We start from the raw sequence: 23,182 nt of genomic DNA, 5'->3' as shown, positions 1-23,182 counted from the left end.
AATATAAAAAAGGGACCAAATGTGGTCCCTTTTTATAATTTAGTACCGGTAAATTGAATAACCGAAGCCTCACCAATATGGTAAAGTCCTTCGTTCAATACTATTTCTTTCTCTTCTAAAATTTCAAAATTTATTCTATTAAACTCATCTTCAACTTCATCAATACTATAGAGCATGTCTATATTTTTAGGTCCACCAGAAGATTTTCCTAGTTGATTTTTAGAGAATGCCTCAAAAATGATATGTCCGTTTGGTTTTAATGATTTTAAAAGATGTTGGTTTGCTTTCTTTCTAATAGCTACAGGAAAATGCGCATAACAGAAGGCGATTACATCAAACTTTTTAGTAGCATTAAATTTAAGGGCGTCAATTACTTGATAATCCAAGTTCAAATTATAAGTAGCAGCTAGTTTTTTAGCTTTAACCATCGCAGATTCGCTAAAGTCGAAAGCCAATACTTCCCAACCTTTAGATAGCGCATAGACGGCATTTCTACCTTCACCTTCGGCAGGCAGTAAAATAGAACCTACGTTTAATTTATCTAGTTGTTGTTTAAAAAATTCATTTGGTGAGCTCCCATAAGCATAACTTTCTTCATCATAACGCTCGTCCCAAAAATCTTTCATAGGTAATTATTTATGGCATAAAAGTATACCCATCCATTTGATAATTGGCAAGTACCATCATTGCAGATAGTCCTAATTCTGTATTCGGGTTCAAATCTTCGGCAACAATGCCTCTAGATGCTGTTGCTTGTGCACATACGTAAAATTTAACTCCGTAATCCTTTAATAATTTTATAACGGCTGCATCAGGATTTTCCTTTTTATATTTTTCTTGGTATTTCACATCATTTAAAGCAGTGAATGTTGCTCCACCATGTATAGCTGCAACGATGTTCACTTTATCTGCAGAAACACCACCTGCGCCTAGCATATTTATCATTCTGGCGATTTTGAAATACCCTACATTAATACCTTCCAATTCACGATCATCTTTAAGATCAAATACAAGGTTATATTCTTTGGTTGGGTCTGGCTGAGTAGCCACATCTTTAAATTCTTTAATTTTTCCGTAACCATCAATGATGGGTGTAGTCCATTCTTGGGCAGTGATCATTTGTGTTCCCATAAGTACTATTGCAATTAGAAGTGCTTTTTTCATGTGTTCGTCAATTTTTAAAAGAATATAATGTGGTTAAAATAAAATTTTGATTACTACTAATGTCCGCTATTTTTGAAAGTAATAAAAGTAAGTTAAAGTATTTAACGTTAGTGTAACTATGGTTACTGTAGTAATCATGTTTAAATTATAGATTCGTTACTTAAATTAGCGTAAGATTGCAGTTCTATGAAAGATTTACAAGCATTTGCGAAACTATTTTTAAAGCTATTTGCAATCATCTTCGTTTTGGTAGGTCTTGGCTTTATATGGCTATTAACGTATGAGCCAAGCGTTGAAAAAGATGTAATTATAGACACAGAAGAAACTGTAGCTAACGAAATTTGGCAACCTAAAGATGCAATGGCAGAGTTGGCTACTATGTCTTCCACGGTTAAGGAAGGGTACTATCTTATTGCTGAATCTTCAAAATATATGGGTCCGAATGCTGAACGTGCCGAAGATAGATATAGCGGTAATAATTTAGCTTGTGCTAATTGTCATTTAAAAAAGGGAGCACAGGCGGGCTCTGGTTCTTGGGTGGGTATTATAGAACGTTTTCCTCAGTTTGGTGGTCGTGGTAACAAAATAGGTACTATTGAAGATCGCATAAATGGGTGTATGGAGCGTAGCATGAATGGCAAAAAGCTACCAGTAGATTCTGACCAAATGAAGGCGATTGTATCCTATATGAATTGGTTGAGCGAAGATTTACCAGACAATAGAAAGGCTGAGTTTAAAGGATATCCAAAAATTAAGATACCTGCTGTTGCGGTCAATTTAGAAAAAGGAGGTCAGGTATATCAAAAAGAATGTATCATCTGCCATGGCGAAAATGGCGAAGGAGTTCTTGATGCGGTCGATGGTAAAAGCTACACGTATCCGCCACTATGGGGTCCAGATAGTTTTAACGATGGTGCAGGTATGAATAGGGTAATTACTTCGGCGGAATTTATTAAAAGCAACATGCCTTATTTACAAGCAACTTGGGACAACCCGAAACTGACCGATGAAGAAGCATATCATGTAGCAGGATATATTAATAGTTTTTCTAGGCCACATAAATTAAATACCGAAAACGATTACCCAGATAAGAAACTAAAACCGGTTTCAACGCCCTACGGTCCGTGGGTAGACGATTTTTCTGCAGAACAGCATAAATACGGACCTTTTCTACCAATAATGGACTTTTACAAAAAGGAATACGGAATTACCAAAACAAAGTAACCCCATGCGATTAGTATATCTGTTCTTTTTTTGTTTGCCCATATTTTCTATGGCACAAGATTCTATAGAAGTAAAGAGAAAAGGAACCCTGTCTGGGCAATGGCGAACGTATTACATGATGACGTCAAATAAAGGGGAATTAGAAGACTTTAATGCTTTAGCGACAGGAGGTAAATTAAAGTACCAGTATAATCTACTAGAAAACTTAGAAATAGGTGCTGCATTATATAATGCTACCAATTTAGGATTACAAGATTTAACAATACCAGATGCAACAACCGGAAGAATTAGTAGATATGAAGAAGGATTGTTCGATAGGTTAGATTTAGAAAATGATGTCGTTTTTTTATTAGGAGAACTGTATGCGAAATATCACTTAGCTCAGCATTCTTTTACGCTCGGGCGGATGAAAATAAATACACCGTTGATAAACCCAGAAGATGGTAGAATGATACCCACCTTAGTTCAGGGGTTTTGGTATAATTTTAAAGCCCAAAAAGCAAAACTACAATTGGGATATTTAAATGCAATAGCACCTAGATCAACAGGGGAGTTTTACGGAATAGGAGAAAGTATAGGCACATACCCAGTAGGTAGAAACAACCTAGGCAGTGCATCTCAATATGCAGACAATACGACGTCTGATTATATTTTAATGGCGAATTTCGATTATGAAGTTACAGAGCAGTTAAATATGAATATTTGGAATCAATATGTAGATAATATTTCAAATTCTCTGTACATAAAACCTTCCTTTAACATATCTAAATCTATTATTTTAGAAGGGGAGTGGTTGCATCAAAATAAGGTGGGCGATGGTGGTAGTAGTTTAGACTCACTTCGCTATTATAATCAAAATTCATCAGATGTTTTGGGGATGAAAATCGCGTACAAAAGTAAAGCAGGTCTAGTTTCTTTGAGTTATAATAGAATATTACCGCATGGTCAATTTATCTCGCCAAGAGAGTGGGGTAGAGAAGATTTGTTCAGTTTTCAAAAGCGAGAACGCAGCGAAGGTTCAGCCGACAATCATGCTTTAGTTTTGAATTATAAAAAAGATTTTATCCTTTTAAAAGATCTAAATCTTATGTCGATCTTAAGTATTGGTAAGCATTGGAAACCAGATCCAACAGATGCTATTTTAAATAAGTATGCTATGCCAGATTACACGCATATTAATTTAGATATTTTCTTCAATATTAAAAAGTTAAAGCGCTTACGACCAGAGCTGTTATTGACCTCTAAAATTGGAAATGGCAATATACCAGACAATCCTAATTTCTATTTTAATAAGGTAGATATGTTCCATTTAGATGTCATTCTGAATTATAACTGGTAACCGAGCATAAAAAAATCTCTGTGTAAACAGAGATTTTTTAAAATTAAACATCTTGACCTTTCATCATCTTGTTCCAGTACAAGTAGGGTAATCCGTATTTTTTAAGCATCCATAATCTCCAATGTTCTTTAGAAGAATCGGTTATAAGCATTCTTTTCAATTTAGGGTCAGGCGTAAAATTATTGTCGTAATCAAATTCTGCCAACACCATTTTTCCATAATCTGTAACTAATGGGCAAGAAGAATACCCGTTATAAGATTTAGTTCCCATTTTATGACTGTTCATTAACAAGTTTAAGTTGTCAACTACAATAGGCACCTGCTTACGAATTGCGGCTCCGGTTTTAGCAGTTGGTAAGGCAGCGACATCGCCTAACCCAAAAATATTGGCGTAGGTATTATGTTGCATAGTTTGATGGTTAACATCTAACCAACCCGTTGCATTAACTAAAGTCGAATCTTTTACAAATTTAGGTGCCACAGAAGGCGGAGCAGTATGCATCATATCATAATGAATTCCATAACGGTTGCCATCAACGCTAACTTTTACATCTTTATAATTATATTGAAATTTTTCGTCTAATTTTAAGTCATCTACCTTATTACTAGAAATAATCACACAACCACCAGCGGTAATTTCTTGACCCATTTCATACCAAGCAATTTGTTTATCACCATCGACAGCCACAAGTTTATGATGAAATCTAAGGTTAATATCCTTTCGGTCAACTACCTCCATTAATGTTTTGGCAATTTTCTTTACACCAAAAATAACCGTACCACCAGTTGCAAAAATGATATCGGTTTTTTTACGGATTCCACTTTTTCTAAAATGACTTTCAGCCAGATACATTATTTTTTGTGGTGCTCCACCACATTTAATTGGGGTTGTAGGTTGCGTAAAAAGTGCGGTACCACCTTTGAAGTTTTTAATAACATCCCAAGTATGTTTAGGGTCTGTGTAATTACTACAAACCACTCCTTTATCTATCGCTTCACCTAAGCCAGGTACTAAACTGAAATCATAAGCAAGACCTGGTGCAACTACTAAATAATCGTACGTAATATCTCCTTTAGATGCAGTGTGGACGATATTGTTTTCTGGGTCGAAACCTGTTGCCTTATCTTTTATCCAAATAGCATTTTTAGGTATAACCGATGACATCGGTCGGGCAGTTTTGTCAAAGTCATAAGTACCTGCACCAACTAGAGTCCATGCCGGTTGGTAATAATGGGTATCTGCCGGTTCAATAATTGCGACGTCTTTAGCTCCTTTTTGAGTGATAAGCTGGGCTGCTACCATGATACCTGCAGTACCACCTCCAATAATTAATACCTGATGATGTGAACTCATTTTGCTGTTATTTTATGAATATGATAAATATAACAGATGTAAAATATATATAATGTAACAAATGTTACACAGTATTATTAACACGTAAATTAGTCGTCGATTTATTTAAACAAAATGTTTTGGTTTAATAATGTAATCTTACTATTTAACCTTACAAGTGCTGCCACCGAATAGCGTATACAAAGGGCAAAAACTAATAAATGAAGTTAATATGAAAATCGCTGCAACTGCTAGCGCCACATAACCTAAAACACCGGTTACGGTATCTGTCAAAAATGCGATTAAAAGCGCTGCCGCAATAATGAATCTTATGAATTTGTCTGTGGTTCCCATATTTTTTTTCATGATACTTATTTTTAAATTAATGAATTAAGTCTAAATGTAATGTTGTTACGATATTTCAGACTTAGTCAAAAGCGAACAAGTTTTAATTAGCTTTTCTACTGCAAATTAGTGCTAAATAATAGCGCGACAAATGATATTGGTCATATGCAAAATTGCTCTGTATCATTCTATTGTAAAGTAACTTTGGTTACAGTAGGGTCATTTTTAATAGTTTATTTTTGCAAAAAGCAAATGTAGAATGGAAGCATATATAGATGCGTTTTTAAATGCGGTGACGGGAACTTTTAGTTGGACATGGAAATCAATCCTTTTTCAAGTACCCTGGTATCTTAATTACTTTTGGGGCTTAATTTCTATATCGCTTATAGTTTGGTTCTTAGAAATTGTTTTTCCTTGGAGAAAACAACAAGGTGTATTTAGAAAAGATTTTTGGTTAGACGGTTTTTATATGTTCTTCAACTTCTTTCTATTTGCTATTGCCATTAGTGGTATTTATAAATTATTGCAAGTGTTTTTTACTGACATCGGTATAAAAGCAAATAGTTTGGCGATTATAGATATATCTGGTTGGCCGATGTGGGGTCAGCTTTTATTATTCTTTATCGTTTTAGATTTTGTGCAATGGTTTACCCATACGTTATTACACAAATATGCCTTTCTTTGGAAATTTCATCAAGTACACCATAGCGTAAAAGAAATGGGTTTTGCAGCTCATTTACGTTACCATTGGATGGAGAATATTCTGTACAAACCTTTAAAGACTTTCGGAGTTATGATTCTAGGAGGTTTTGAACCAGAACAAGCTTATATCGTCCATTTTGCCGCTATAGCAATTGGACATTTTAACCATTCTAATATTAAAATTACATGGGGACCTTTGAAGTATGTTTTAAATAACCCAGTCATGCATTTGTACCATCATGCATATGACTTACCAGAGGGAAGATATGGAGTGAATTTCGGAATTAGCTTAAGCCTTTGGGATTATATTTTCAAGACCAATTACATACCAGAAGATAGCGGAGATGTTAAATTAGGTTACCCAGGAGATGAGAATTTACCGCAAGACTTTTTAGGACAGATGACTCATGGGTTTAAAACAAAGAAGAAGTAATACGTAATTACTTCTTCTTTATATTTTTACAATTAGTCAGATAGTTTACCTGTGGCGCAACTTACAAAGGACTTCGCTTTTGATAGTACCGAATTATCTTGGTCTAGACTTGGATAGCCAATAGCCTTTAATTTAGTTTTTGCAGTAGCTATATCTTCTTGCTTTAAAGCATCAAATGAAACCGATGATGATTCTACTGATACCGATACATTCGTTATGGTAGGTATCTCTTCTAATTTAGAAATAATTGTTTTGGCACAGCCACCACATTTTAAATTTTGAATAGGAATTACTGAAGTCATATTTTATTTATTTTGTTCGTCTTTAAAACTTATACTCCAAATGCCCCTTACTTCATTCTCTTTATAACCTATAGCTTCGTCATATGGGTATTTATCGGTCAAAAGTTGTGTAACCTTTGGGGCGATATTTGTTCCTGGTACACCATGGCAATTTAGGCACATGGTATTAGTAACAATAGGGGAATAGAAATAAGTATGTCCATTCTCGTTAGTTAGTATAGGTTCGTAAGACTCGTTGTTATTAATCTTTGATTTAAAATACGCAATATATTCCAGCTCTTTTTTACTTGCTTTATTGTCTTGATTTCTAGGTTTGTCAGTTACCCTTTTAATTTTAGCATGATGAACAATTGCCATACTATCTGTTAGCGGATATGCCTTTTCATTACAAAACTTTACAGCACCTAAAGGACCATTTTTCTGAATGTTGAGCATAAGATTCTTACCTATAATTTTTTGGGTACTTTGTGCATACAATTTACCTTTTTCCATTGGAGATAGTTCATTCGTGTTAAGAACCCCATTCATTCTCTTACCTTTTTGACGATAGTTTTTATCTCCGTGATTTTGTTCCCAATGTTCTTTGAACCAAGAAGGTTCTTCTATTTGGTAATCGAAAATATAATCTGAAATTTCACGTATTTCATTTTCGTTAAACGACTGATATGGCATTAGTCCAAAACGATTAACAGCTCCTTTCATTTTAACCTTTTCATTGGTGGGTTTTTCTACAAAGTTCCAAATAGCATTTGCAAAAGATTCTTTAGTAGAATGGTCTCTAAGATATCTAGCCTTTATAGCAGCCATAGGTGGTGCCAGTACATTGTTTTCATCTGATTTAGGATTATGACAGATGTAGCATTTAGCTTCTAAAAGTTTTTTGCCTTCATTAGGTGTTTCTTGAGTACTATATTCACTCTCGCTTTCTGCGAGCACCTTAATTTTGCTGTTAGGGGAATCTTTACAACTAGAAATTAAAATGATAGATAAAATTAGAAGTGCATTCTTCATTTTTTGATGTTAAAGATTAAATGAATATTTTATGATTAATTCCAAGAACTGTATCCTCCTTTTAAATCATATACTTGTGAAAAGCCCATCTTTAATAGCTTTCGAGCGGCTTTTTGACTTCTTGCCCCTGATCTGCAATAGACATAAACAGGTTTGTCTTTATTAATCTTTTCAAAATAAGTATTAAAATTTCCTGCATTAAATAAATCAACGTTTATTGCTTTTTTAATATGCCCACTGTTATATTCAGACGGCGTTCTAACATCAAAAGGTTTTATGTTATTAGCTACAATTTGCGTGGCATATTCGGTTTTGTTCAACACGGTAATATTACCTGTGGTTTCTTCTTTTTTACCAAAGAGTGTGCTTAAAAATGACATAGTATTTTATTTATAATTAATATTTAAAATAAAAAGGAAACGGTCTTTTGTATATGACCGTTCCCTTAAAAACCAACCAATAAAAAATTAATTTAGACTTTTCTTTGCCAGGTACCAGTCTACTTTTTCTAAAGTATCGTCTGCTAAACGGGCATTTAATTCGTCTAATGTTTTTGGAGGAGAAACGATAACCTTATCGCCTTTTTTCCAATCTAATGGCATTGAAACGTTATACTTATCTGATGTTTGCAAAGCTTCTAAAGCTCTAAGAATTTCGTTCATGTTTCGCCCAACATTTAAAGGGTAATACATTACCAAACGTATTTTTTTCTTTGGATCGATGAAGAAAACGGCACGAACTGCTGCAGTTTCGCTTTCATTAGGTTGAAGCATTCCGTATTTCTTAGATACCTTCATATCTAAATCGGCTATAATAGGAAAATCAAAATAGACACCTGTGTTTTCACGTACGTTCTGTACCCAACCTAAATGAGCATGCACACTATCTATACTTAATCCTAATAATTCTGTATTAAGAGCGTCAAACTCTGGTTTACGCACCGCAAACCCACTCATTTCAGTAGTACAAACGGGAGTAAAATCTGCAGGATGAGAGAACATTACAATCCACTTATCTTTTGCAAATTCAGATAATTTTATTTTTCCTTTTGTTGTTACAGCTTCAAAGTCTGGTGCAATATCTCCAATTCTTGGCATGCTGACTACTTCATTATTTTGTATTGTTTCCATGTTCTTTTAATTTTAAATAAAGGTACAGTTACAGTCAAGTAGCTACAGTAACTATGGTTACATAGCGATGAAAAAAAACAAAAAAAAGAGGAGTAATTTTCTTAAAAAAAAGTACTCCTCTTAACATCAACCAACCTGCTAATGCGCAGACCTAAAAAACTAAATTATATTTTGTCATAAATAGACTTAAAAGTCTATGTCAAATTTTATTTATAATGTAGTAGGGCATACAAATTCAGTAACGGGTATACTAGCTTCCTTAATATCTTTAAATCCGCCTTTTACATCTACTAGATTATGAATACCTCTACTTTTTAAAATAGATGAAGCGATCATACTTCTATAACCACCTGCGCAATGCACATAAAATGTTTTTTTATTTGGAAACTCGGCTAAATGGTCGTTTAGAAAATCTAGCGGTGTGTTTTTGGCATCAATAATATGTTCAGAAAGGTATTCAGATTCTTTACGAACATCGAATACCGGCACGTGTTCGGTTTCAATAGCTTTCTTAAGTTCATCTGCGTCAATCTGGCTTACGGTGTCATACTCCATCGCCGCTTTTTTCCAAGCATCGAATCCGCCTTCTAAATATCCTAAAGTACCATCAAAACCAACTCTAGATAACCGAGTTACAGCTTCTTCTTCTAAACCAACAGGGGTCACCAATAAAATAGGCTGTTTAACATCGGCGATTAAGGCACCTACCCATGGGGCAAAACTACCATCCAATCCAATAAAAATGGAACGTGGTATATGACCTTTGGCAAAATCATCTTGATGACGTACATCTAAAACTATGGCACCAGTTTCATTTGCTGCAGCTTCAAAAGCCTTTGGGGAAAGTGCTCTTGTACCACGTTCCAAGACTTCTTTTATATCTTCATAGCCCTCTTTGTTCAATTTTACATTTAAAGGAAAATATTGAGGTGGCGGTAATAAACCATCGATCACTTCTTCAATAAATTCTTCTTTTGTCATATCTGAACGTAAGGCATAATTCATTTTCTTTTGGTTGCCCAATGTATCGACTGTTTCTTTCATCATATTCTTTCCACATGCAGAACCGGCACCATGAGCAGGGTAAACAATGACGTCATCTGCTAAAGGCATAATTTTTTCACGTAGACTGTCAAACAAGAATCCGGCAAGGTCACGCTCAGTTAATTCGCCCATTTTCTGAGCAAGATCTGGTCTACCGACATCACCTAAAAATAAAGTGTCTCCGCTAAAAATAGCATAGTCTTTACCATTGGCATCTCTTAATAAGTACGTGGTACTTTCCATTGTATGACCAGGGGTATGCAATGCAGTAATCGTAATATCACCTAATTTAAACTCTTGATTATCTTTTGCGATAATAGCTTCGAAAGACGGATTCGCTTTTGGTCCGTATATAATATCTGCACCAGTTTCTTTAGCCAAGGTTACATGACCACTAACAAAATCGGCATGAAAATGTGTTTCAAAAATATATTTAATTTTAGCATGATCTGCCGCAGCTTTCTTTATGTAAGGCTGTACTTCTCGTAGAGGATCAATAATGGCAACTTCTCCATTGCTTTCAATGTAGTAAGCACCTTGCGCAAGACAACCAGTATATATTTGTTCTACTTTCATAAGTTTATATTTATTATTGAGACAAAATTACATTTGTAAAAAGGACTACACAGTAACTTAGGTTACATAGGCATTAAAAGTAAAACAGCCCTGAAAAATCAGCGCTGTTTTAGTATAAAGTTTTATAAAAGTGTTGATGGGCAAACGTATGCTGTTTTAGGTAATGTTGTTTTTGAAATAGCTTCAAATCCACCTCTAACATCAGTAAAATCTTTCCATCCTCTTTGTTTTAAAATGGAGGCTGCGATCATACTTCTATAACCACCGGCACAATGTAAAACAAAAGGCTTGTCTTTAGGGAATTGAGATAGATGCTGGTTGATTTCATTTAAAGGAACATTTATGGCGCCTACCACATGTTCAGAATCAAATTCACTCTTTTTTCTAACATCAATAATTAAAGGTTTATCTGTTTCATTTTCAGCTTCCAATTCATCGGCATTAATTCTGTTGCTTACCTCAAAATCTTTTCCTGATTGCTTCCAAGTATCAAAACCACCATCTAAGAAGCCAACGGAATTGTCATAACCAACTCTTGCTAAACGGGTAATGGCTTCTTCTTGTTTGTCTTTGTATGTGACCAATAAAATCTCTTGTTTTATATCTGGTATCATTTCACCTACCCATTGGGCAAAACTACCTTCTAGTCCAATATTAATACTGTTAGGAATAAACCCTTTTGCAAAATCTTCAGCATTTCTAGTGTCTAATACTAATGCCCCGGTTTCATTGGCAACAGCCTCAAAAGCCTTGGGAGTGTATGGGGTAGTGGCACGGTCCATTATCTTGTCTAAACTCTCGTACCCTTGAATGTTCATTAAAACATTTTTAGGAAAATACCCAGGAGGAGCTGTGAGTCCGGTTAAGAGTTCTTTTATAAATTCCTCTTTGGTCATGTCTGGTCTCAAAGCATAGTTTACTTTCTTTTGATGTCCTAAAGTATCGGTAGTTTCTTTACTCATCATTTTACCACAAGCAGAACCGGCACCGTGGTTAGGGTACACAATTAAATCATCGCTCAGCGGCATAATTCTATTACGAAGAGAATCATATAAATAACCAGCTAGTTTTTCTTCGGATAAATCTGCAACGACGTGTTGTGCTAAATCTGGTCTACCAACATCGCCAATAAACAAGGTGTCGCCAGTAATTATACCATGCTCTTTTCCATTCTCATCAATTAAGAGGTAGGTAGTACTTTCCATCGTATGCCCAGGCGTGTGAATTACTTTTACTTTATAATCACCCACTTCAAATATTTGATTGTCTTTTGCAGTAGTTGCTTTATAAGCAGGTTTTGCACCAGGACCAAATACAATTTCTGCACCCGCTTTTTTTTGTAATTCTAAATGACCACTCACAAAATCTGCATGAAAATGGGTTTCAAAAACATATTTAATTTTTGCATTGTCTTTTTTAGCACGGTCAAGGTATGGCTGTACTTCACGTAACGGATCAAAAACTGCAGCTTCACCATTACTTTCTATATAATAGGCAGCGTGTGCCAAACATCCGGTATAAATTTGTTCTACTTTCATGTTGTTATTTATTTGATTAATACTATAAAATTACCCTTTGTATAAGACGTGTACAGTGACTTTTGTCACATAAGCGAAATTTTTTAAAAGAATTCCATGTAGAAAATAAAGGCGGCCATAACAAGTATAAAATAGCCGAAACCTTGCTTCAGTTTTTTACCATCTATGAAGTTGCTGAGATAACTACCTATAAAAATGCCCACAAAAGATAGCGATGTAAAAATGGCAAGAAACTTCCAATCGATGGTCATGGTCATCGCATCACCTAAAAAGAAACCCATTAAAGATTTAATGGCAATTATAATTAACGAGGTACCAACGGCAACTTTCATTTCAACATTCGCCAAAATGACCAATGCGGGAATGATTAAGAATCCGCCACCGGCACCAATCAATCCTGTTATACTACCAACAAGTAACCCTTCTAATACTATTAATGGATAGTTATAAGAAACTTCACCACCTGTTAGAACATTTTTTTCTTTTTTAAGCATAGAATATGCTGCAGGAATCATCAAAATAGCGAACAGCCCGAACATGGCCATTCTACGTGTAAATTGAAAGTGATCAACTTCAAATAAAACATCGGGCATGGCAGGCACTACATAGTGCCTAACTAGTGTAACGCCAATAATTGCTGGTGTACCAAAAACGATAGCAGTTCGCCAATCTACGTAGCCTTTTAGATGCTGTTGCCAACCACCGACCAATGCACTTGCACCAACAATAAAAAGGGAGTAAGCGGTTGCGGCTTTTTCGTTAATTGAAAAGAGGTAGGCTAGTACAGGAACGGCTAGTATGGAACCACCACCTCCAATGAGTCCTAATGAAACACCTATTACCAAAGCGCTTACGTATCCAAAAATGTGCAAAATTTCCATGTGATGTATTTAATATCACAAAAGTAAAACGGTGCGGAAACCTGCGCAGTAACATTTGTTACAGAGGTATTATAAATCCAAAATTTCTAAATAATTACGGTGAAGTTTAATTTTACCCATTTCTTCAAGCTTCTTTAAAAGTCTAGAAATTACGACTCTAGAACTATGAAGATCGTAGGCGATATCTTGATGGGTACTATGAATTATATTGTCTTTTGTTACCCTAGCTTTTTCTTTTAGATAGCCAATTAGGCGTTCATCCATCTTTTGGAAAGCGATATTATCTAAAGTGCTTAAAAGTTCATTTAATCTAACATGATAACTATTAAATACGAAGTTTCTCCAAGATTTATATTTGCCGGTCCATTCTTCCATTTTCTGAATAGGTACCATAATCAATTTGGCATCTGTTTCGGCTATAGCTCTGATTTCACTTTTTTTGTCGCCCATACAACATGCCATGGTCATAGAACAGGTGTCACCTTTTTCTAGATAGTACAGCAATAGTTCATCGCCATCTTCATCTTCTCTTAAAATTTTAATGACTCCAGATATTAATAAAGGCATACCTCTAATGTAGTCACCGATCTCCATGAATTTATAACCTTCTTGTACTTCTTTAAACGTACCTACCTGTACAATTTCATTGATGAGCTCTTCTTCAAAGATATCTCCGTATTCTTCCTTTAAGTCTTGAATCATTCTTGGCTAATTAATTTTCCTTGCTATTTCTTTATCAAATTTAAAAAACATATTCGCCCAAATCGATTTAGATACTGCGGCTATCCATGGCATTGTTACCACTAATGAGGCAACGATAACAACAAACAAAGCACCTATTGAAAGTTGAAGTCCGAATAGCAATGTTAACACATATGCAGCAACCGCTACAGCTATACCTACTGCGTAAGAAACGTACATTGATCCCGTGTAAAAACTAGGCTCTATACTATATTTTAAATCGCATTTTGGGCAACGTTCTTTTACCTTGTTGAAGTTACTTAATTTATAAGGATTCGCTTCAAAGAATTCACCTTTATGACATCTAGGGCATTTTAAAAATATAATACTGTACAATTTAGAGCCTATTGGTAACATGGGTATAAATTTTAAGTCAAAATTATTGCATCTCATTAATTTGTTAGGTAACATTAGTTACATAAAACAACTATTCGTAATATAATTTCAGGGCAAGTTATTTTTTTTAGATGTGCTGTGAACTGATAAAAATCATATTATATGCTGACTTAGACATGTAAGTTTGTAACTAAATAAGAAGTTTATGTGTTCGCTTGTTCAAAAGTATAATGTACCAGGACCTAGATATACTAGCTACCCAACAGTTCCTTTTTGGGATATCAATACCTTCTCAGGAAAAAAGTGGGAGGCTTCGGTAAAAAAGAGTTTTCATGCTAGTAATTCGGTATCTGGTATAAGTCTATATATACATTTACCATTTTGCGAGAATATGTGTACGTTCTGCGGATGTCATAAGCGTATTACAAAACGACACGATCTAGAGATGCCCTATATAAAAGCGGTTTTAAAAGAATGGCGATTATATAGAGAGTTGTTTGATGAAAAACCGATTATAAAAGAGCTACACTTAGGCGGTGGTACACCAACATTTTTTACTCCAGAAAACTTGAAGTATTTAATTGATGGTATTTTACGAATTTCCGATAGGTCTAATGATGCCGAGTTTAGTTTTGAAGGTCACCCGAACAATACCACTAAAGAACATTTGCAAGCATTGTATAATGTTGGCTTTAGAAGAGTGAGCTATGGTGTGCAAGATTATAATGAAACAGTACAAAAGGCAATCAATAGAATTCAGCCTTTTGAAAATGTAAAAAATGTAACCGAGTGGGCTCGTGAAATAGGGTATACATCTGTAAGTCACGATATCATATTCGGTCTCCCGCATCAAAAATTAGAGCATGTAATTAATACGATAGAAAAGACCAAAGAATTAAAACCAGACCGTATTGCTTTTTACAGCTATGCACATGTGCCGTGGTTGGCAGGTAATGGTCAACGTGGTTATAATGATGCAGATTTACCTGCAGGTGATGAAAAGAGAACGCAGTACGAAGTAGGTAAAGAATTATTATTAGAATATGGTTATCATGAAATAGGAATGGATCACTTTGCACTAGAGAGTGACGGGTTGTTTCAGGCAATGGAGAATGGAAAATTACATAGAAATTTCATGGGCTATACCAGCTCTAACACCAACTTAATGATTGGTTTAGGTGCATCGAGTATAAGCGATAGTTGGTACGGTTTTGCACAGAATGTAAAAAATGTAGAAGAGTATCAAAGTCTTGTAGAAAATGATATAATTCCGCTATACAGAGGTCATATTTTAACAGAAGAAGATCAAATTATAAGAAGACATATCTTAAATTTAATGTGCCAGTTTAAAACAACATGGAGTGAATTTAAGTTACATCTACCACAAATAGAAAGTATTTTAAATAGGTTAAAAGAAATGGAAGAAGATGGTTTAGTGACCATTGCCGAAGGTAGTCTGCAAATTACGGAAAGGGGTAGACCGTATGTTAGAAATGTATGTATGGCTTTTGATTTGCCATTGCAGCAAAAGTCACCAGACACCAAGATTTTTTCAATGACCGTTTAATTTTAATAATAGAAGTTCCTAATCTTAATAATTGCTAAATAAAATTACCATGAAAAAAATAATCGTACTTACAGATTTTTCAAATCAGTCAGAACAAGCGTTGAAGGCTGCTGCAGATTTGGCTAAAAAACATAAAGCTGAACTTTTTGTCGTTCATATGCTAGAACTAAATCAGGCAATAATTACTTCGCCAGATGGTATGTACATCGAGCAAACAGTTTTCATGGTCAAATTGGCAGAAAAGAATTTAAAAGAGTTTTTAGAAAAGCCATATTTAGAAGGCGTTACCGTAACCCCTGTAATTAAGCACTATAAAGTATATAGTGAGCTGAATACTATTGCAAAAGAACATGATGCAGATTTAATAGTAATGGGTTCTAACGGCTCTAGCGGATTTGAAGAAATATTAATTGGTTCTAATGCAGAAAAAGTAGTTCGTAACGCGACCATACCTGTATTGGTAATAAAGGGAGAGGTAACTAATTTAAGTTTAGATCGTTTTGTATTCGCATGCGATTTTAACGATGATAATTTACCGGCTTTTCAAAAAGCTAAAGAGTTTGCAGAAATGCTAGGTGCTAACATGGAGGTTGTTTTTATCAACACGCCAAACGATGAATTTATGAGTAACAGAGATGCCTATCAAAAAATAAACAAATTTTTGACCAAGGCCAATTCTGCACAACAAGTTGAAATTTATAATGACTATAGTGTAGAGCAGGGAATTATCAATTATGGTAAAACCATCTTAGCAGATGCTATAGCAATGCCTACACACGGTCGTAAAGGCATTTCGCATATGTTTAATGGCAGTATTGGCGAAGATGTTGTAAACCATTCTAAAATACCAGTTATTACATTCAAAATATAGATACTAACATCTTCTATAAACAAGAATAAACCCAGGGCATTTGCATTGGGTTTATTTGTTTGAGATATTCTTGAGAACATAATTAAAATACCCCTTCAAGAACATTCGTCATAAAATCATGTAATTGGTGCATTTGGGGCTTCCCTTTTTTCTTACCACTTCTACCTGCAAAATATAGTACAAACCAAATGGCTACTAGCATTATCATGATACCTACTTGAATGTGGTAGTCTTTATGTAAAGAAGCACTTGAATATGCCCAAATACCTATGATTATAAAAAGTGTTGCAATGACAAAGTGTATGAACATAAAGAAGGTCCAAAGGGTAGGGTTGGGACCGAAAACACCATGTAGACGGCAATTGAACGCATCTATTTCGTCTATTTCTAAATGTAATTGCGGAGACCAGAAGTGATGCTCTTTTTGGTTGAATTTGATGAATACATGCTCGTCTATTCTATTTACCAAAAAAGGTGTTTGGGAAGCTATTTCAAAATTAGATAGCACAGCTTCTTTAGATTGTTCCACATTCATTTGAAACCTGGGGCGAAGTACTATTTCGTTCGGTAATGGTTTCATATGAGTTTGTATTTGGCTTTAGCCATTAGTTATGACACTCTATTTCACTTGTAACTAATTGGGAAACTGGTGCGGGCGATACGTACGGTATACCTAAACCAAGCCCTCTAAGTATAAAAAGTGCACCGATAATAACCACAAATACCGGAATTGCCTTTTGTACTTTTTGGCGTATACCACCTTTTAATAAATTACTAAAATAAATGGCAGCGGTCATAAGGGGTAAAGTACCCATACCGAAAAGCATCATATATAGACTTCCTTGTAAAGCATCGCCCATTGCTATAGATCCAAAAAGTGCCATATAAACGAGTCCGCAAGGTAAAAAACCATTTAAGAATCCGATGGTTAAAAAGGTATCGGGCGATTTTTTCTTTAATTCCTTACCTAATTGATTCTTTACTTTTGAAATGATTTTATAGATAGGCTTAGATAGGTTGTATTTATTGAATGTTTTATAGGGAATTAAAACAATTACAATCATAATAATGCCAATACCAATAGATAGCTTTTGTTGTATTCCAAAAATGGAAAGTCCTTTACCTAGTAGTCCGAATATGAGACCTATGAGTCCATAAGCCATTAAGCGACCAAAGTGATAAATGAAAATCTGTCCGAATTTTTTGTAGTTGTTCGTTCTATCTACCGGAAGCATAAAAGCAATGGGTCCGCACATACCAACGCAGTGCAAACTACCCATTAGACCTAATATGAGAGCAGATAGTAGCATATTTAAAAAGTAATACTCTCTTTATGTAGAAAATCTTTTCCTTCGTGTTCCCAAGTAATTTTAATGTCCCAACGACCATCCAACAATTGATTGTCAGGTATGAGCAAATGTGAATTGGATAAACTAATGGGCAAATTAAAATCCAAATTCTTGTTGGATGGTCTGTATAGGGACACCATACCTTTAACATTGGTATCATCATATCCTTCAGGGAAAAGAATCATTAACCCTTCGGAAGTTTTTTGTATTTCTATTTGTGTAGATGCGATTTGAGCATTTTTCTCTGCATCTATTTCTTTTTGATAGCCAAGTTCCGCTTTATAATAATCTTCGGTAACCAAATCATGATTAGCATTATGACTGGTGGTCATAGTAATTACAAAAAACAAGATAAAGCCCATGAATGCAACTATGGCAATCACAATACCGGTACCCCAATTAATTTTCATGATTTTTTCTTTAAGTACTATTTGTAACTACGTGGTGCTAAAAAGCGAGCCGTAGTGGTCTCAATTAATTTATCGTTACTGTAAACCCCAATTTTAAGGTCGTTCTTATCACCACTTAAAGCTGAAGCGTTTATTTCTATGAATAAAGTGCCTTCTGCTATTGCCTCTGCAGCTACATCAAAATTCTCGTGACGTACCAGTTTAATTTCGCCTTTTGGTGATATCAATTTAAAGTAAACATCTTCAACCGGTTTAGTGGTTTTGTTCAATAGTTTATAGGTGAAAACATTACTAATAATGTTCCCTTCTTTGTGTTCGTACAATTGCCCAGGTAATCTTAATATATTTGCTTCAAGGTCATTTCTTAAGAACATCATACCTACTAGCACTCCGGTTAAAATAACTAGAACAGCGGTATACCCTTTTAAACGTGGCGTAAATTTAAATTTTTCTTTTTTGGTAATTTCATCTTCACTGGCATAACGAATCAAGCCTTTAGGTAAATCCACTTTTTCCATGATGGTATCGCATTCATCGATACAAGCGGTACAGTTAATACATTCTAACTGGGTTCCGTTTCTAATATCGATACCGGTAGGGCAAACATTTACACATTGATTACAGTCAATGCAATCGCCATTACCTAGTTCTTCACGATTTTCATTTTTACGCCATTTTTTTCTGCCGTTTTCAGCCTCACCTCTTTTGTAATCATAGGCAACAACAATCGATTTATTATCAAGAAGTACCCCTTGCATACGACCGTAAGGGCATGCGATGATACATACTTGCTCTCTAAACCAGGCGAATATAAAATAGAAAACACCGGTAAAAATTAATAGCGAAACCATGGTGCTAACGTGCTGTGCAGGACCATCGGTAACGTATTGTATCAATCGGTCACTACCAATAAGATACGCAAGAAAAACATTGGCTATAATAAATGAAATGATGAAAAAGATGATCCACTTTAAAACACGTTTACGAATCTTTTCTGCATTCCATTCTTGTCTATCCAATTTTATTTGAGCACCGCGATCTCCATCGATCCAATATTCTATCCTACGGAAAACCATTTCTAAGAATATGGTTTGCGGACACATCCATCCACAGAAAATACGTCCGAAGGCTACTGTAAATAGGGCGATAAAAACCACCCCAATAATCATAGAGATTACAAAAAGGTGAAAATCTTGAGGATAAAAAGGAAATCCGAAGATATTGAAACGTCTTTCCAACACATTGAACATCAAGAATTGGTTGCCGTTTATTTTGATAAAAGGAGACGCAATCAAGAAAACGAGAAGAACGTAGCTTACATATTTTCGATACTCATAAAGCTTACCACTTGGCTTTTTAGGGAATACCCAAGCTCGTTTACCATCTTCTTTGATAGTACCGATGGAGTCTCTAAAATTATCTTGATCTTGTGACATTGTATCTCTCTTTATAAGCTTGAGCGGATTTACGCTCTCACTTTACTCAGTTCATGGTAACAGTTGCAGAATCTATTTCTACAACGGGTAATGCTGCTTCAGCAGGAGTTTCTTGTGCCGGCGCATTCGGGTCAACCCAAATATCACCTTCAGCAGCTTTCGGGTTAGCTGGTGTGGTACCTTGAAAACTTAATACATAACTAGCTACTTGTGCCATTTCTAATGGTTTTAAGTTCTGTTTCCAAGCAATCATACCTTTACCGTCACGACCACCTTCAGAAATGGTATGAAAAACGTTTTTGATACCGCCACCAAGAATCCAGTTTTGATCCGTAAGGTTAGGTCCGATACCACCGCCACCATCAGCCATGTGGCAAGCAACACAGTTACTTTCAAAAATACCTTTGCCTGCACTAATGTCAGATGCATCTGTTAACACTTCAACCGTATTAGCATCAACAAGACCTTTAGCTGTTTTTTTATATTCCTCAATTTCTAATTGAGCTGCAGCAACCTCTTGTTCGTATTCTAATGTTTGGTTATAATCGTTAAAGACATGAAAACGAACTAGATATACCACTGCAAAAACAATAGAAGCATAGAACAAGTATACCCACCATGGTGGTAAATTGTTATCTAGCTCACGAATACCATCATAGTTATGATCAAGGATGATTTCACCCTCGGCTTCCATAGGTTTACTGCCCAACAATTTGTCGTACATATTTTTACCCCATGTCCATTCCCATTTTTCTTCTTTAGCAGTAACATACCGCACCTTTGCTTCTTCGTCAAGCGTATTGTAAAGCACATTTTCAATAGCTTGTACGATAAAGGCAATCGCTATTAATAGTAATAGGATAAGTGCCATAAAGCCAAACATCAATGTAGGATAGGCTAGAAAAGCAGGTTGATCACCGCTATCAATATAAACTTCCATAAGTACAATGACCGCGAAAAAGGCCACTGTTATTCTTAACCACCAGGCTGTATTGTTTTTCATAATTGGTTGTTTAGTTGGTTATCTTCTTCTAAAGGCAATTCGCTAACTTCTTTGATGTATGATTTTGAGGCTGTAATTACCCACCAAAATAGCAATGTGAAAAACACAAAGAAGATTAGTAATGATATCATGGGGTAGGTTGCTACGCCATCAATAGTTTCCATGTAACCTTTTACAAATTTGAACATGATTTTTTATTTTATTTATCAGATAATATTTCACCAGTTTCTTTGACCTTAATGTCTGTACCTAAACGTTGTAGGTAAGCGATCATAGATACAATTTCGCGATCTCTCATTTCTATGAATTCTTCGCCATTTTCAGCAGCATATTTTTTATCTGCTTCATAAGATTTTGCAAAATCGGGATCACTGTATAAGTTTTTCTCAATTTTTTCTGCTTGCGCATCCATAAGAGCAACGGCATTTGCAATGTCTTCTTCGTTATATGGTACACCTAAGGTTACCATGGCTTCCATTTTAGTTTGTATGTTACCTCTGTCATGTTTATCACGCACTAACCAAGAATACGAAGGCATTATAGAACCAGAAGAGGTACTTTGAGGATCGTACATATGATTTAAGTGCCAGTTATCAGAGTATTTACCACCAACTCTTAATAAATCTGGACCTGTACGTTTACTACCCCAAAGGAATGGGTGATCGTAAACGAACTCACCTGCTTTGGCATATTCACCATAACGTTCTACCTCACTTCTAAACGGACGGACCATTTGAGAGTGACAACCCACACAACCTTCACGAATGTATAAATCACGACCTTCTAATTCTAAAGGCGTATATGGTTTTACACTGGTAATAGTAGGTATGTTAGATTTTACCAATATGGTAGGTATAATTTGTATAATACCACCAATAAGGATAGCAACAGTAGCTAAAATGGTTAATTGAATAGGCTTACGCTCTAACCAAGTATGAAAAGTTTCACCAGCTGTTCTGCGTTTAGACACTACAGTAAGTGCAGCTGCTTCAGCCAATTCATCTTCTATAGCACTACCAGCTTTAATGGTACGAACTACATTGTAGATCATAACACAAGCACCCACAATATAAAGGCTACCACCAATGGCACGCATCCAATACATTGGCATAATCTCATTTACTGTTTCTAAGAAGTTACCGTAAACTAAAGTTCCGTCAGGGTTAAAATCTTTCCACATTAACGCTTGGGTGAAACCAGCAACATACATTGGTAAAGTGTAAAGAATGATACCTAAGGTGCCAATCCAGAAGTGGAAATTTGCTAAACCAATTGAGAATAATTTGTTCTTGGTCATTTTAGGTACCAAGTAGTAGATCATACCAAAGGTCAAAAATCCGTTCCAAGCTAAAGCACCTACGTGAACGTGAGCAATAATCCAATCACTAAAGTGGGCAATTGCATTTACGTTTTTTAGAGAAAGTAAAGGACCTTCGAAAGTTGCCATACCATAACCGGTAATTGCAACCACCATAAATTTCAAAACAGGATCGGTACGAACTTTATCCCAAGCACCACGAAGTGTTAGAAGTCCGTTGATCATACCACCCCAAGATGGAGCCAATAACATAATAGAGAAGGCAACCCCAAGATTCTGAGCCCAATCAGGCAAAGCAGAATATAATAAGTGGTGCGGACCAGCCCAGATATATATAAAAATCAATGACCAGAAGTGAACGATAGATAGTCTATACGAGTATACTGGTCTATTCGCTGCTTTAGGTACAAAATAATACATAAGCCCTAAGAACGGAGTAGTCAAGAAAAATGCAACTGCGTTATGACCGTACCACCATTGTACCAATGCATCTTGAACACCGGCATATACCGAGTAACTTTTAAAAGCACTAACAGGTAATTCTAAACTATTGAAAATGTGAAGTACCGCAACTGTAACAAAAGTTGCCAGATAAAACCAGATAGCCACATAAAGGTGACGTTGTCTTCTTTTTATCATGGTACCGATCAGGTTTACACCGAATGCTACCCAAACAACAGCAATTGCTAAATCTATAGGCCATTCAAGTTCGGCATACTCTTTAGAGCTCGTATAACCAAGGGGTAAAGTAATAGCTGCAGCAACGATAATTGCCTGCCAACCCCAAAAGTTGAACTTACTTAGAAAATCGCTGTACATACGCGCCTTTAATAGACGTTGGGTAGAGTAGTATACCCCAGCATAAATAGCATTTCCTACAAATGCAAAAATTACCGCGTTGGTGTGCAACGGGCGTAAGCGACCAAAACTTAACCATGATATTCCATCGGTTATGTTAGGGAACATGAACATGAAGGCTAACAATAAGCCTACAGACATACCCACAATACCCCAGAACATGGTTGCATAAAGGAAATTTTTCACGATTTTGTTATCGTAATAAAACTGCTGTACTTCCATAATTATACTTGTTTATTTAGTTGGATTTTATTTTTATAAATGGAGAACA

General features: G+C 35.5%; 25 protein-coding genes. 5 read left to right on the top strand and 20 right to left on the bottom strand.

The genetic code is table 11. The features are described from left to right. Window positions 1-32 precede the first annotated feature (32 nt). Window positions 33-626, bottom strand: a complete 594-nt coding sequence (locus tag ACPF9A_RS01360; protein ID WP_424000956.1) for a class I SAM-dependent methyltransferase — start codon at window positions 624-626, stop codon at window positions 33-35. 10 nt (window positions 627-636) lie between these two features. Then, the gene (locus ACPF9A_RS01355; protein ID WP_424000954.1) at window positions 637-1,164 is read right to left on the bottom strand and encodes a DsrE family protein; all 528 of its coding nucleotides are present in this window, start codon (window positions 1,162-1,164) and stop codon (window positions 637-639) included. 186 nt (window positions 1,165-1,350) lie between these two features. On the opposite strand from ACPF9A_RS01355, the gene ACPF9A_RS01350 reads away from it, so the two are divergent. Next, the gene (locus ACPF9A_RS01350; protein WP_424000952.1) at window positions 1,351-2,388 is read left to right on the top strand and encodes a c-type cytochrome; all 1,038 of its coding nucleotides are present in this window, start codon (window positions 1,351-1,353) and stop codon (window positions 2,386-2,388) included. Window positions 2,389-2,392: 4 nt separating this feature from the next. Further along, window positions 2,393-3,727, top strand: coding sequence for an OprD family outer membrane porin (locus ACPF9A_RS01345; protein ID WP_424000950.1), 1,335 nt, complete (start codon window positions 2,393-2,395; stop codon window positions 3,725-3,727). Between the two features lie 43 nt (window positions 3,728-3,770). Here the strand turns inward: ACPF9A_RS01345 and ACPF9A_RS01340 are convergent, their stop codons facing one another. Both ACPF9A_RS01340 and ACPF9A_RS01335 read right to left on the bottom strand, forming a co-directional pair. Next, on the bottom strand, window positions 3,771-5,081 hold the full coding sequence (locus tag ACPF9A_RS01340) for an FAD/NAD(P)-binding oxidoreductase (protein ID WP_424000948.1): 1,311 nt from the start codon (window positions 5,079-5,081) through the stop codon (window positions 3,771-3,773). Window positions 5,082-5,222: 141 nt separating this feature from the next. Then, entirely contained in the window at window positions 5,223-5,426 is a 204-nt protein-coding gene (locus tag ACPF9A_RS01335; RefSeq protein ID WP_424000946.1) for a YgaP family membrane protein, read from the bottom strand. A 238-nt stretch (window positions 5,427-5,664) separates the two neighbouring features. On the opposite strand from ACPF9A_RS01335, the gene ACPF9A_RS01330 reads away from it, so the two are divergent. Further along, window positions 5,665-6,540, top strand: a complete 876-nt coding sequence (locus ACPF9A_RS01330; protein ID WP_424000945.1) for a sterol desaturase family protein — start codon at window positions 5,665-5,667, stop codon at window positions 6,538-6,540. A 32-nt stretch (window positions 6,541-6,572) separates the two neighbouring features. Here ACPF9A_RS01330 and ACPF9A_RS01325 read toward each other — a convergent pair whose 3' ends face one another. From ACPF9A_RS01325 to ACPF9A_RS01285, 9 genes are all read right to left on the bottom strand, one after another. After that, window positions 6,573-6,842, bottom strand: coding sequence for a cation transporter (locus ACPF9A_RS01325; protein WP_405413997.1), 270 nt, complete (start codon window positions 6,840-6,842; stop codon window positions 6,573-6,575). A gap of 3 nt (window positions 6,843-6,845) precedes the next feature. After that, a complete protein-coding gene (locus ACPF9A_RS01320; protein ID WP_424000943.1) occupies window positions 6,846-7,853 on the bottom strand; it encodes a c-type heme family protein in 1,008 nt (335 codons plus the stop codon). Between the two features lie 35 nt (window positions 7,854-7,888). Continuing rightward, the gene (locus tag ACPF9A_RS01315) at window positions 7,889-8,233 is read right to left on the bottom strand and encodes a rhodanese-like domain-containing protein (RefSeq protein ID WP_424000941.1); all 345 of its coding nucleotides are present in this window, start codon (window positions 8,231-8,233) and stop codon (window positions 7,889-7,891) included. Between the two features lie 87 nt (window positions 8,234-8,320). Beyond that, window positions 8,321-8,983, bottom strand: coding sequence for a peroxiredoxin (locus ACPF9A_RS01310; RefSeq protein WP_424000939.1), 663 nt, complete (start codon window positions 8,981-8,983; stop codon window positions 8,321-8,323). A gap of 210 nt (window positions 8,984-9,193) precedes the next feature. Further along, window positions 9,194-10,603, bottom strand: coding sequence for an MBL fold metallo-hydrolase (locus tag ACPF9A_RS01305; protein ID WP_424000937.1), 1,410 nt, complete (start codon window positions 10,601-10,603; stop codon window positions 9,194-9,196). Window positions 10,604-10,725: 122 nt separating this feature from the next. Further along, the gene (locus tag ACPF9A_RS01300; RefSeq protein WP_424000935.1) at window positions 10,726-12,141 is read right to left on the bottom strand and encodes an MBL fold metallo-hydrolase; all 1,416 of its coding nucleotides are present in this window, start codon (window positions 12,139-12,141) and stop codon (window positions 10,726-10,728) included. Window positions 12,142-12,224: 83 nt separating this feature from the next. Further along, the gene (locus ACPF9A_RS01295) at window positions 12,225-13,022 is read right to left on the bottom strand and encodes a sulfite exporter TauE/SafE family protein (protein ID WP_424000933.1); all 798 of its coding nucleotides are present in this window, start codon (window positions 13,020-13,022) and stop codon (window positions 12,225-12,227) included. Window positions 13,023-13,091: 69 nt separating this feature from the next. Then, window positions 13,092-13,724 (bottom strand): Crp/Fnr family transcriptional regulator, encoded by a 633-nt coding sequence (locus ACPF9A_RS01290; RefSeq protein WP_299800170.1) that lies wholly within the window; start codon window positions 13,722-13,724, stop codon window positions 13,092-13,094. A gap of 6 nt (window positions 13,725-13,730) precedes the next feature. After that, complete coding sequence (locus tag ACPF9A_RS01285; RefSeq protein WP_424000931.1) at window positions 13,731-14,120, bottom strand: DUF983 domain-containing protein; 390 nt, start codon at window positions 14,118-14,120, stop codon at window positions 13,731-13,733. A gap of 184 nt (window positions 14,121-14,304) precedes the next feature. Here ACPF9A_RS01285 and hemN point away from each other — a divergent pair, with 184 nt between their 5' ends. Next, complete coding sequence (gene hemN / locus ACPF9A_RS01280) at window positions 14,305-15,666, top strand: oxygen-independent coproporphyrinogen III oxidase (RefSeq protein ID WP_424000929.1); 1,362 nt, start codon at window positions 14,305-14,307, stop codon at window positions 15,664-15,666. A gap of 49 nt (window positions 15,667-15,715) precedes the next feature. Beyond that, window positions 15,716-16,537, top strand: a complete 822-nt coding sequence (locus ACPF9A_RS01275; protein ID WP_424000927.1) for a universal stress protein — start codon at window positions 15,716-15,718, stop codon at window positions 16,535-16,537. An 82-nt stretch (window positions 16,538-16,619) separates the two neighbouring features. Here the strand turns inward: ACPF9A_RS01275 and ACPF9A_RS01270 are convergent, their stop codons facing one another. From ACPF9A_RS01270 to ccoN, 7 genes are read right to left on the bottom strand one after another with little or no spacing between them, the layout of a single operon-like run. Further along, entirely contained in the window at window positions 16,620-17,117 is a 498-nt protein-coding gene (locus tag ACPF9A_RS01270) for a GTP-binding protein (protein WP_424000925.1), read from the bottom strand. 25 nt (window positions 17,118-17,142) lie between these two features. Next, a complete protein-coding gene (locus ACPF9A_RS01265; protein WP_424000923.1) occupies window positions 17,143-17,847 on the bottom strand; it encodes a sulfite exporter TauE/SafE family protein in 705 nt (234 codons plus the stop codon). A gap of 2 nt (window positions 17,848-17,849) precedes the next feature. Then, the gene (locus tag ACPF9A_RS01260) at window positions 17,850-18,296 is read right to left on the bottom strand and encodes a FixH family protein (protein ID WP_424000921.1); all 447 of its coding nucleotides are present in this window, start codon (window positions 18,294-18,296) and stop codon (window positions 17,850-17,852) included. 17 nt (window positions 18,297-18,313) lie between these two features. Then, complete coding sequence (gene ccoG, locus ACPF9A_RS01255; protein WP_424000919.1) at window positions 18,314-19,732, bottom strand: cytochrome c oxidase accessory protein CcoG; 1,419 nt, start codon at window positions 19,730-19,732, stop codon at window positions 18,314-18,316. A 46-nt stretch (window positions 19,733-19,778) separates the two neighbouring features. Continuing rightward, entirely contained in the window at window positions 19,779-20,735 is a 957-nt protein-coding gene (locus tag ACPF9A_RS01250) for a cbb3-type cytochrome c oxidase N-terminal domain-containing protein (RefSeq protein ID WP_424000917.1), read from the bottom strand. Further along, complete coding sequence (locus tag ACPF9A_RS01245) at window positions 20,732-20,923, bottom strand: CcoQ/FixQ family Cbb3-type cytochrome c oxidase assembly chaperone (RefSeq protein ID WP_424000915.1); 192 nt, start codon at window positions 20,921-20,923, stop codon at window positions 20,732-20,734. Before ACPF9A_RS01245 ends, ACPF9A_RS01250 begins: the two co-directional genes overlap by 4 nt. A gap of 11 nt (window positions 20,924-20,934) precedes the next feature. After that, the gene (gene ccoN / locus ACPF9A_RS01240; RefSeq protein ID WP_424000913.1) at window positions 20,935-23,133 is read right to left on the bottom strand and encodes a cytochrome-c oxidase, cbb3-type subunit I; all 2,199 of its coding nucleotides are present in this window, start codon (window positions 23,131-23,133) and stop codon (window positions 20,935-20,937) included. Between the last annotated feature and the right edge of the window lie 49 nt (window positions 23,134-23,182).

The organism is Maribacter sp. IgM3_T14_3 (genome assembly GCF_049603095.1).
Taxonomy (GTDB): domain Bacteria; phylum Bacteroidota; class Bacteroidia; order Flavobacteriales; family Flavobacteriaceae; genus Maribacter.
Note: the sequence above shows the minus strand (reverse complement) of the source record. Positions and strands in the feature narration are given on the sequence as shown.

Excerpts from the sequence above, each read along its gene's own strand:
- ACPF9A_RS01360 (WP_424000956.1), bottom strand. The coding sequence starts at position 626 with ATGAAAGATTTTTGGGACGAGCGTTATGATGAAGAAAGTTATGCTTAT.
- ACPF9A_RS01355 (WP_424000954.1), bottom strand. The coding sequence starts at position 1,164 with ATGAAAAAAGCACTTCTAATTGCAATAGTACTTATGGGAACACAAATG.
- ACPF9A_RS01350 (WP_424000952.1), top strand. The coding sequence starts at position 1,351 with ATGAAAGATTTACAAGCATTTGCGAAACTATTTTTAAAGCTATTTGCA.
- ACPF9A_RS01345 (WP_424000950.1), top strand. The coding sequence starts at position 2,393 with ATGCGATTAGTATATCTGTTCTTTTTTTGTTTGCCCATATTTTCTATG.
- ACPF9A_RS01340 (WP_424000948.1), bottom strand. The coding sequence starts at position 5,081 with ATGAGTTCACATCATCAGGTATTAATTATTGGAGGTGGTACTGCAGGT.
- ACPF9A_RS01335 (WP_424000946.1), bottom strand. The coding sequence starts at position 5,426 with ATGAAAAAAAATATGGGAACCACAGACAAATTCATAAGATTCATTATT.
- ACPF9A_RS01330 (WP_424000945.1), top strand. The coding sequence starts at position 5,665 with ATGGAAGCATATATAGATGCGTTTTTAAATGCGGTGACGGGAACTTTT.
- ACPF9A_RS01325 (WP_405413997.1), bottom strand. The coding sequence starts at position 6,842 with ATGACTTCAGTAATTCCTATTCAAAATTTAAAATGTGGTGGCTGTGCC.
- ACPF9A_RS01320 (WP_424000943.1), bottom strand. The coding sequence starts at position 7,853 with ATGAAGAATGCACTTCTAATTTTATCTATCATTTTAATTTCTAGTTGT.
- ACPF9A_RS01315 (WP_424000941.1), bottom strand. The coding sequence starts at position 8,233 with ATGTCATTTTTAAGCACACTCTTTGGTAAAAAAGAAGAAACCACAGGT.
- ACPF9A_RS01310 (WP_424000939.1), bottom strand. The coding sequence starts at position 8,983 with ATGGAAACAATACAAAATAATGAAGTAGTCAGCATGCCAAGAATTGGA.
- ACPF9A_RS01305 (WP_424000937.1), bottom strand. The coding sequence starts at position 10,603 with ATGAAAGTAGAACAAATATATACTGGTTGTCTTGCGCAAGGTGCTTAC.
- ACPF9A_RS01300 (WP_424000935.1), bottom strand. The coding sequence starts at position 12,141 with ATGAAAGTAGAACAAATTTATACCGGATGTTTGGCACACGCTGCCTAT.
- ACPF9A_RS01295 (WP_424000933.1), bottom strand. The coding sequence starts at position 13,022 with ATGGAAATTTTGCACATTTTTGGATACGTAAGCGCTTTGGTAATAGGT.
- ACPF9A_RS01290 (WP_299800170.1), bottom strand. The coding sequence starts at position 13,724 with ATGATTCAAGACTTAAAGGAAGAATACGGAGATATCTTTGAAGAAGAG.
- ACPF9A_RS01285 (WP_424000931.1), bottom strand. The coding sequence starts at position 14,120 with ATGTTACCAATAGGCTCTAAATTGTACAGTATTATATTTTTAAAATGC.
- hemN (WP_424000929.1), top strand. The coding sequence starts at position 14,305 with ATGTGTTCGCTTGTTCAAAAGTATAATGTACCAGGACCTAGATATACT.
- ACPF9A_RS01275 (WP_424000927.1), top strand. The coding sequence starts at position 15,716 with ATGAAAAAAATAATCGTACTTACAGATTTTTCAAATCAGTCAGAACAA.
- ACPF9A_RS01270 (WP_424000925.1), bottom strand. The coding sequence starts at position 17,117 with ATGAAACCATTACCGAACGAAATAGTACTTCGCCCCAGGTTTCAAATG.
- ACPF9A_RS01265 (WP_424000923.1), bottom strand. The coding sequence starts at position 17,847 with ATGCTACTATCTGCTCTCATATTAGGTCTAATGGGTAGTTTGCACTGC.
- ACPF9A_RS01260 (WP_424000921.1), bottom strand. The coding sequence starts at position 18,296 with ATGAAAATTAATTGGGGTACCGGTATTGTGATTGCCATAGTTGCATTC.
- ccoG (WP_424000919.1), bottom strand. The coding sequence starts at position 19,732 with ATGTCACAAGATCAAGATAATTTTAGAGACTCCATCGGTACTATCAAA.
- ACPF9A_RS01250 (WP_424000917.1), bottom strand. The coding sequence starts at position 20,735 with ATGAAAAACAATACAGCCTGGTGGTTAAGAATAACAGTGGCCTTTTTC.
- ACPF9A_RS01245 (WP_424000915.1), bottom strand. The coding sequence starts at position 20,923 with ATGTTCAAATTTGTAAAAGGTTACATGGAAACTATTGATGGCGTAGCA.
- ccoN (WP_424000913.1), bottom strand. The coding sequence starts at position 23,133 with ATGGAAGTACAGCAGTTTTATTACGATAACAAAATCGTGAAAAATTTC.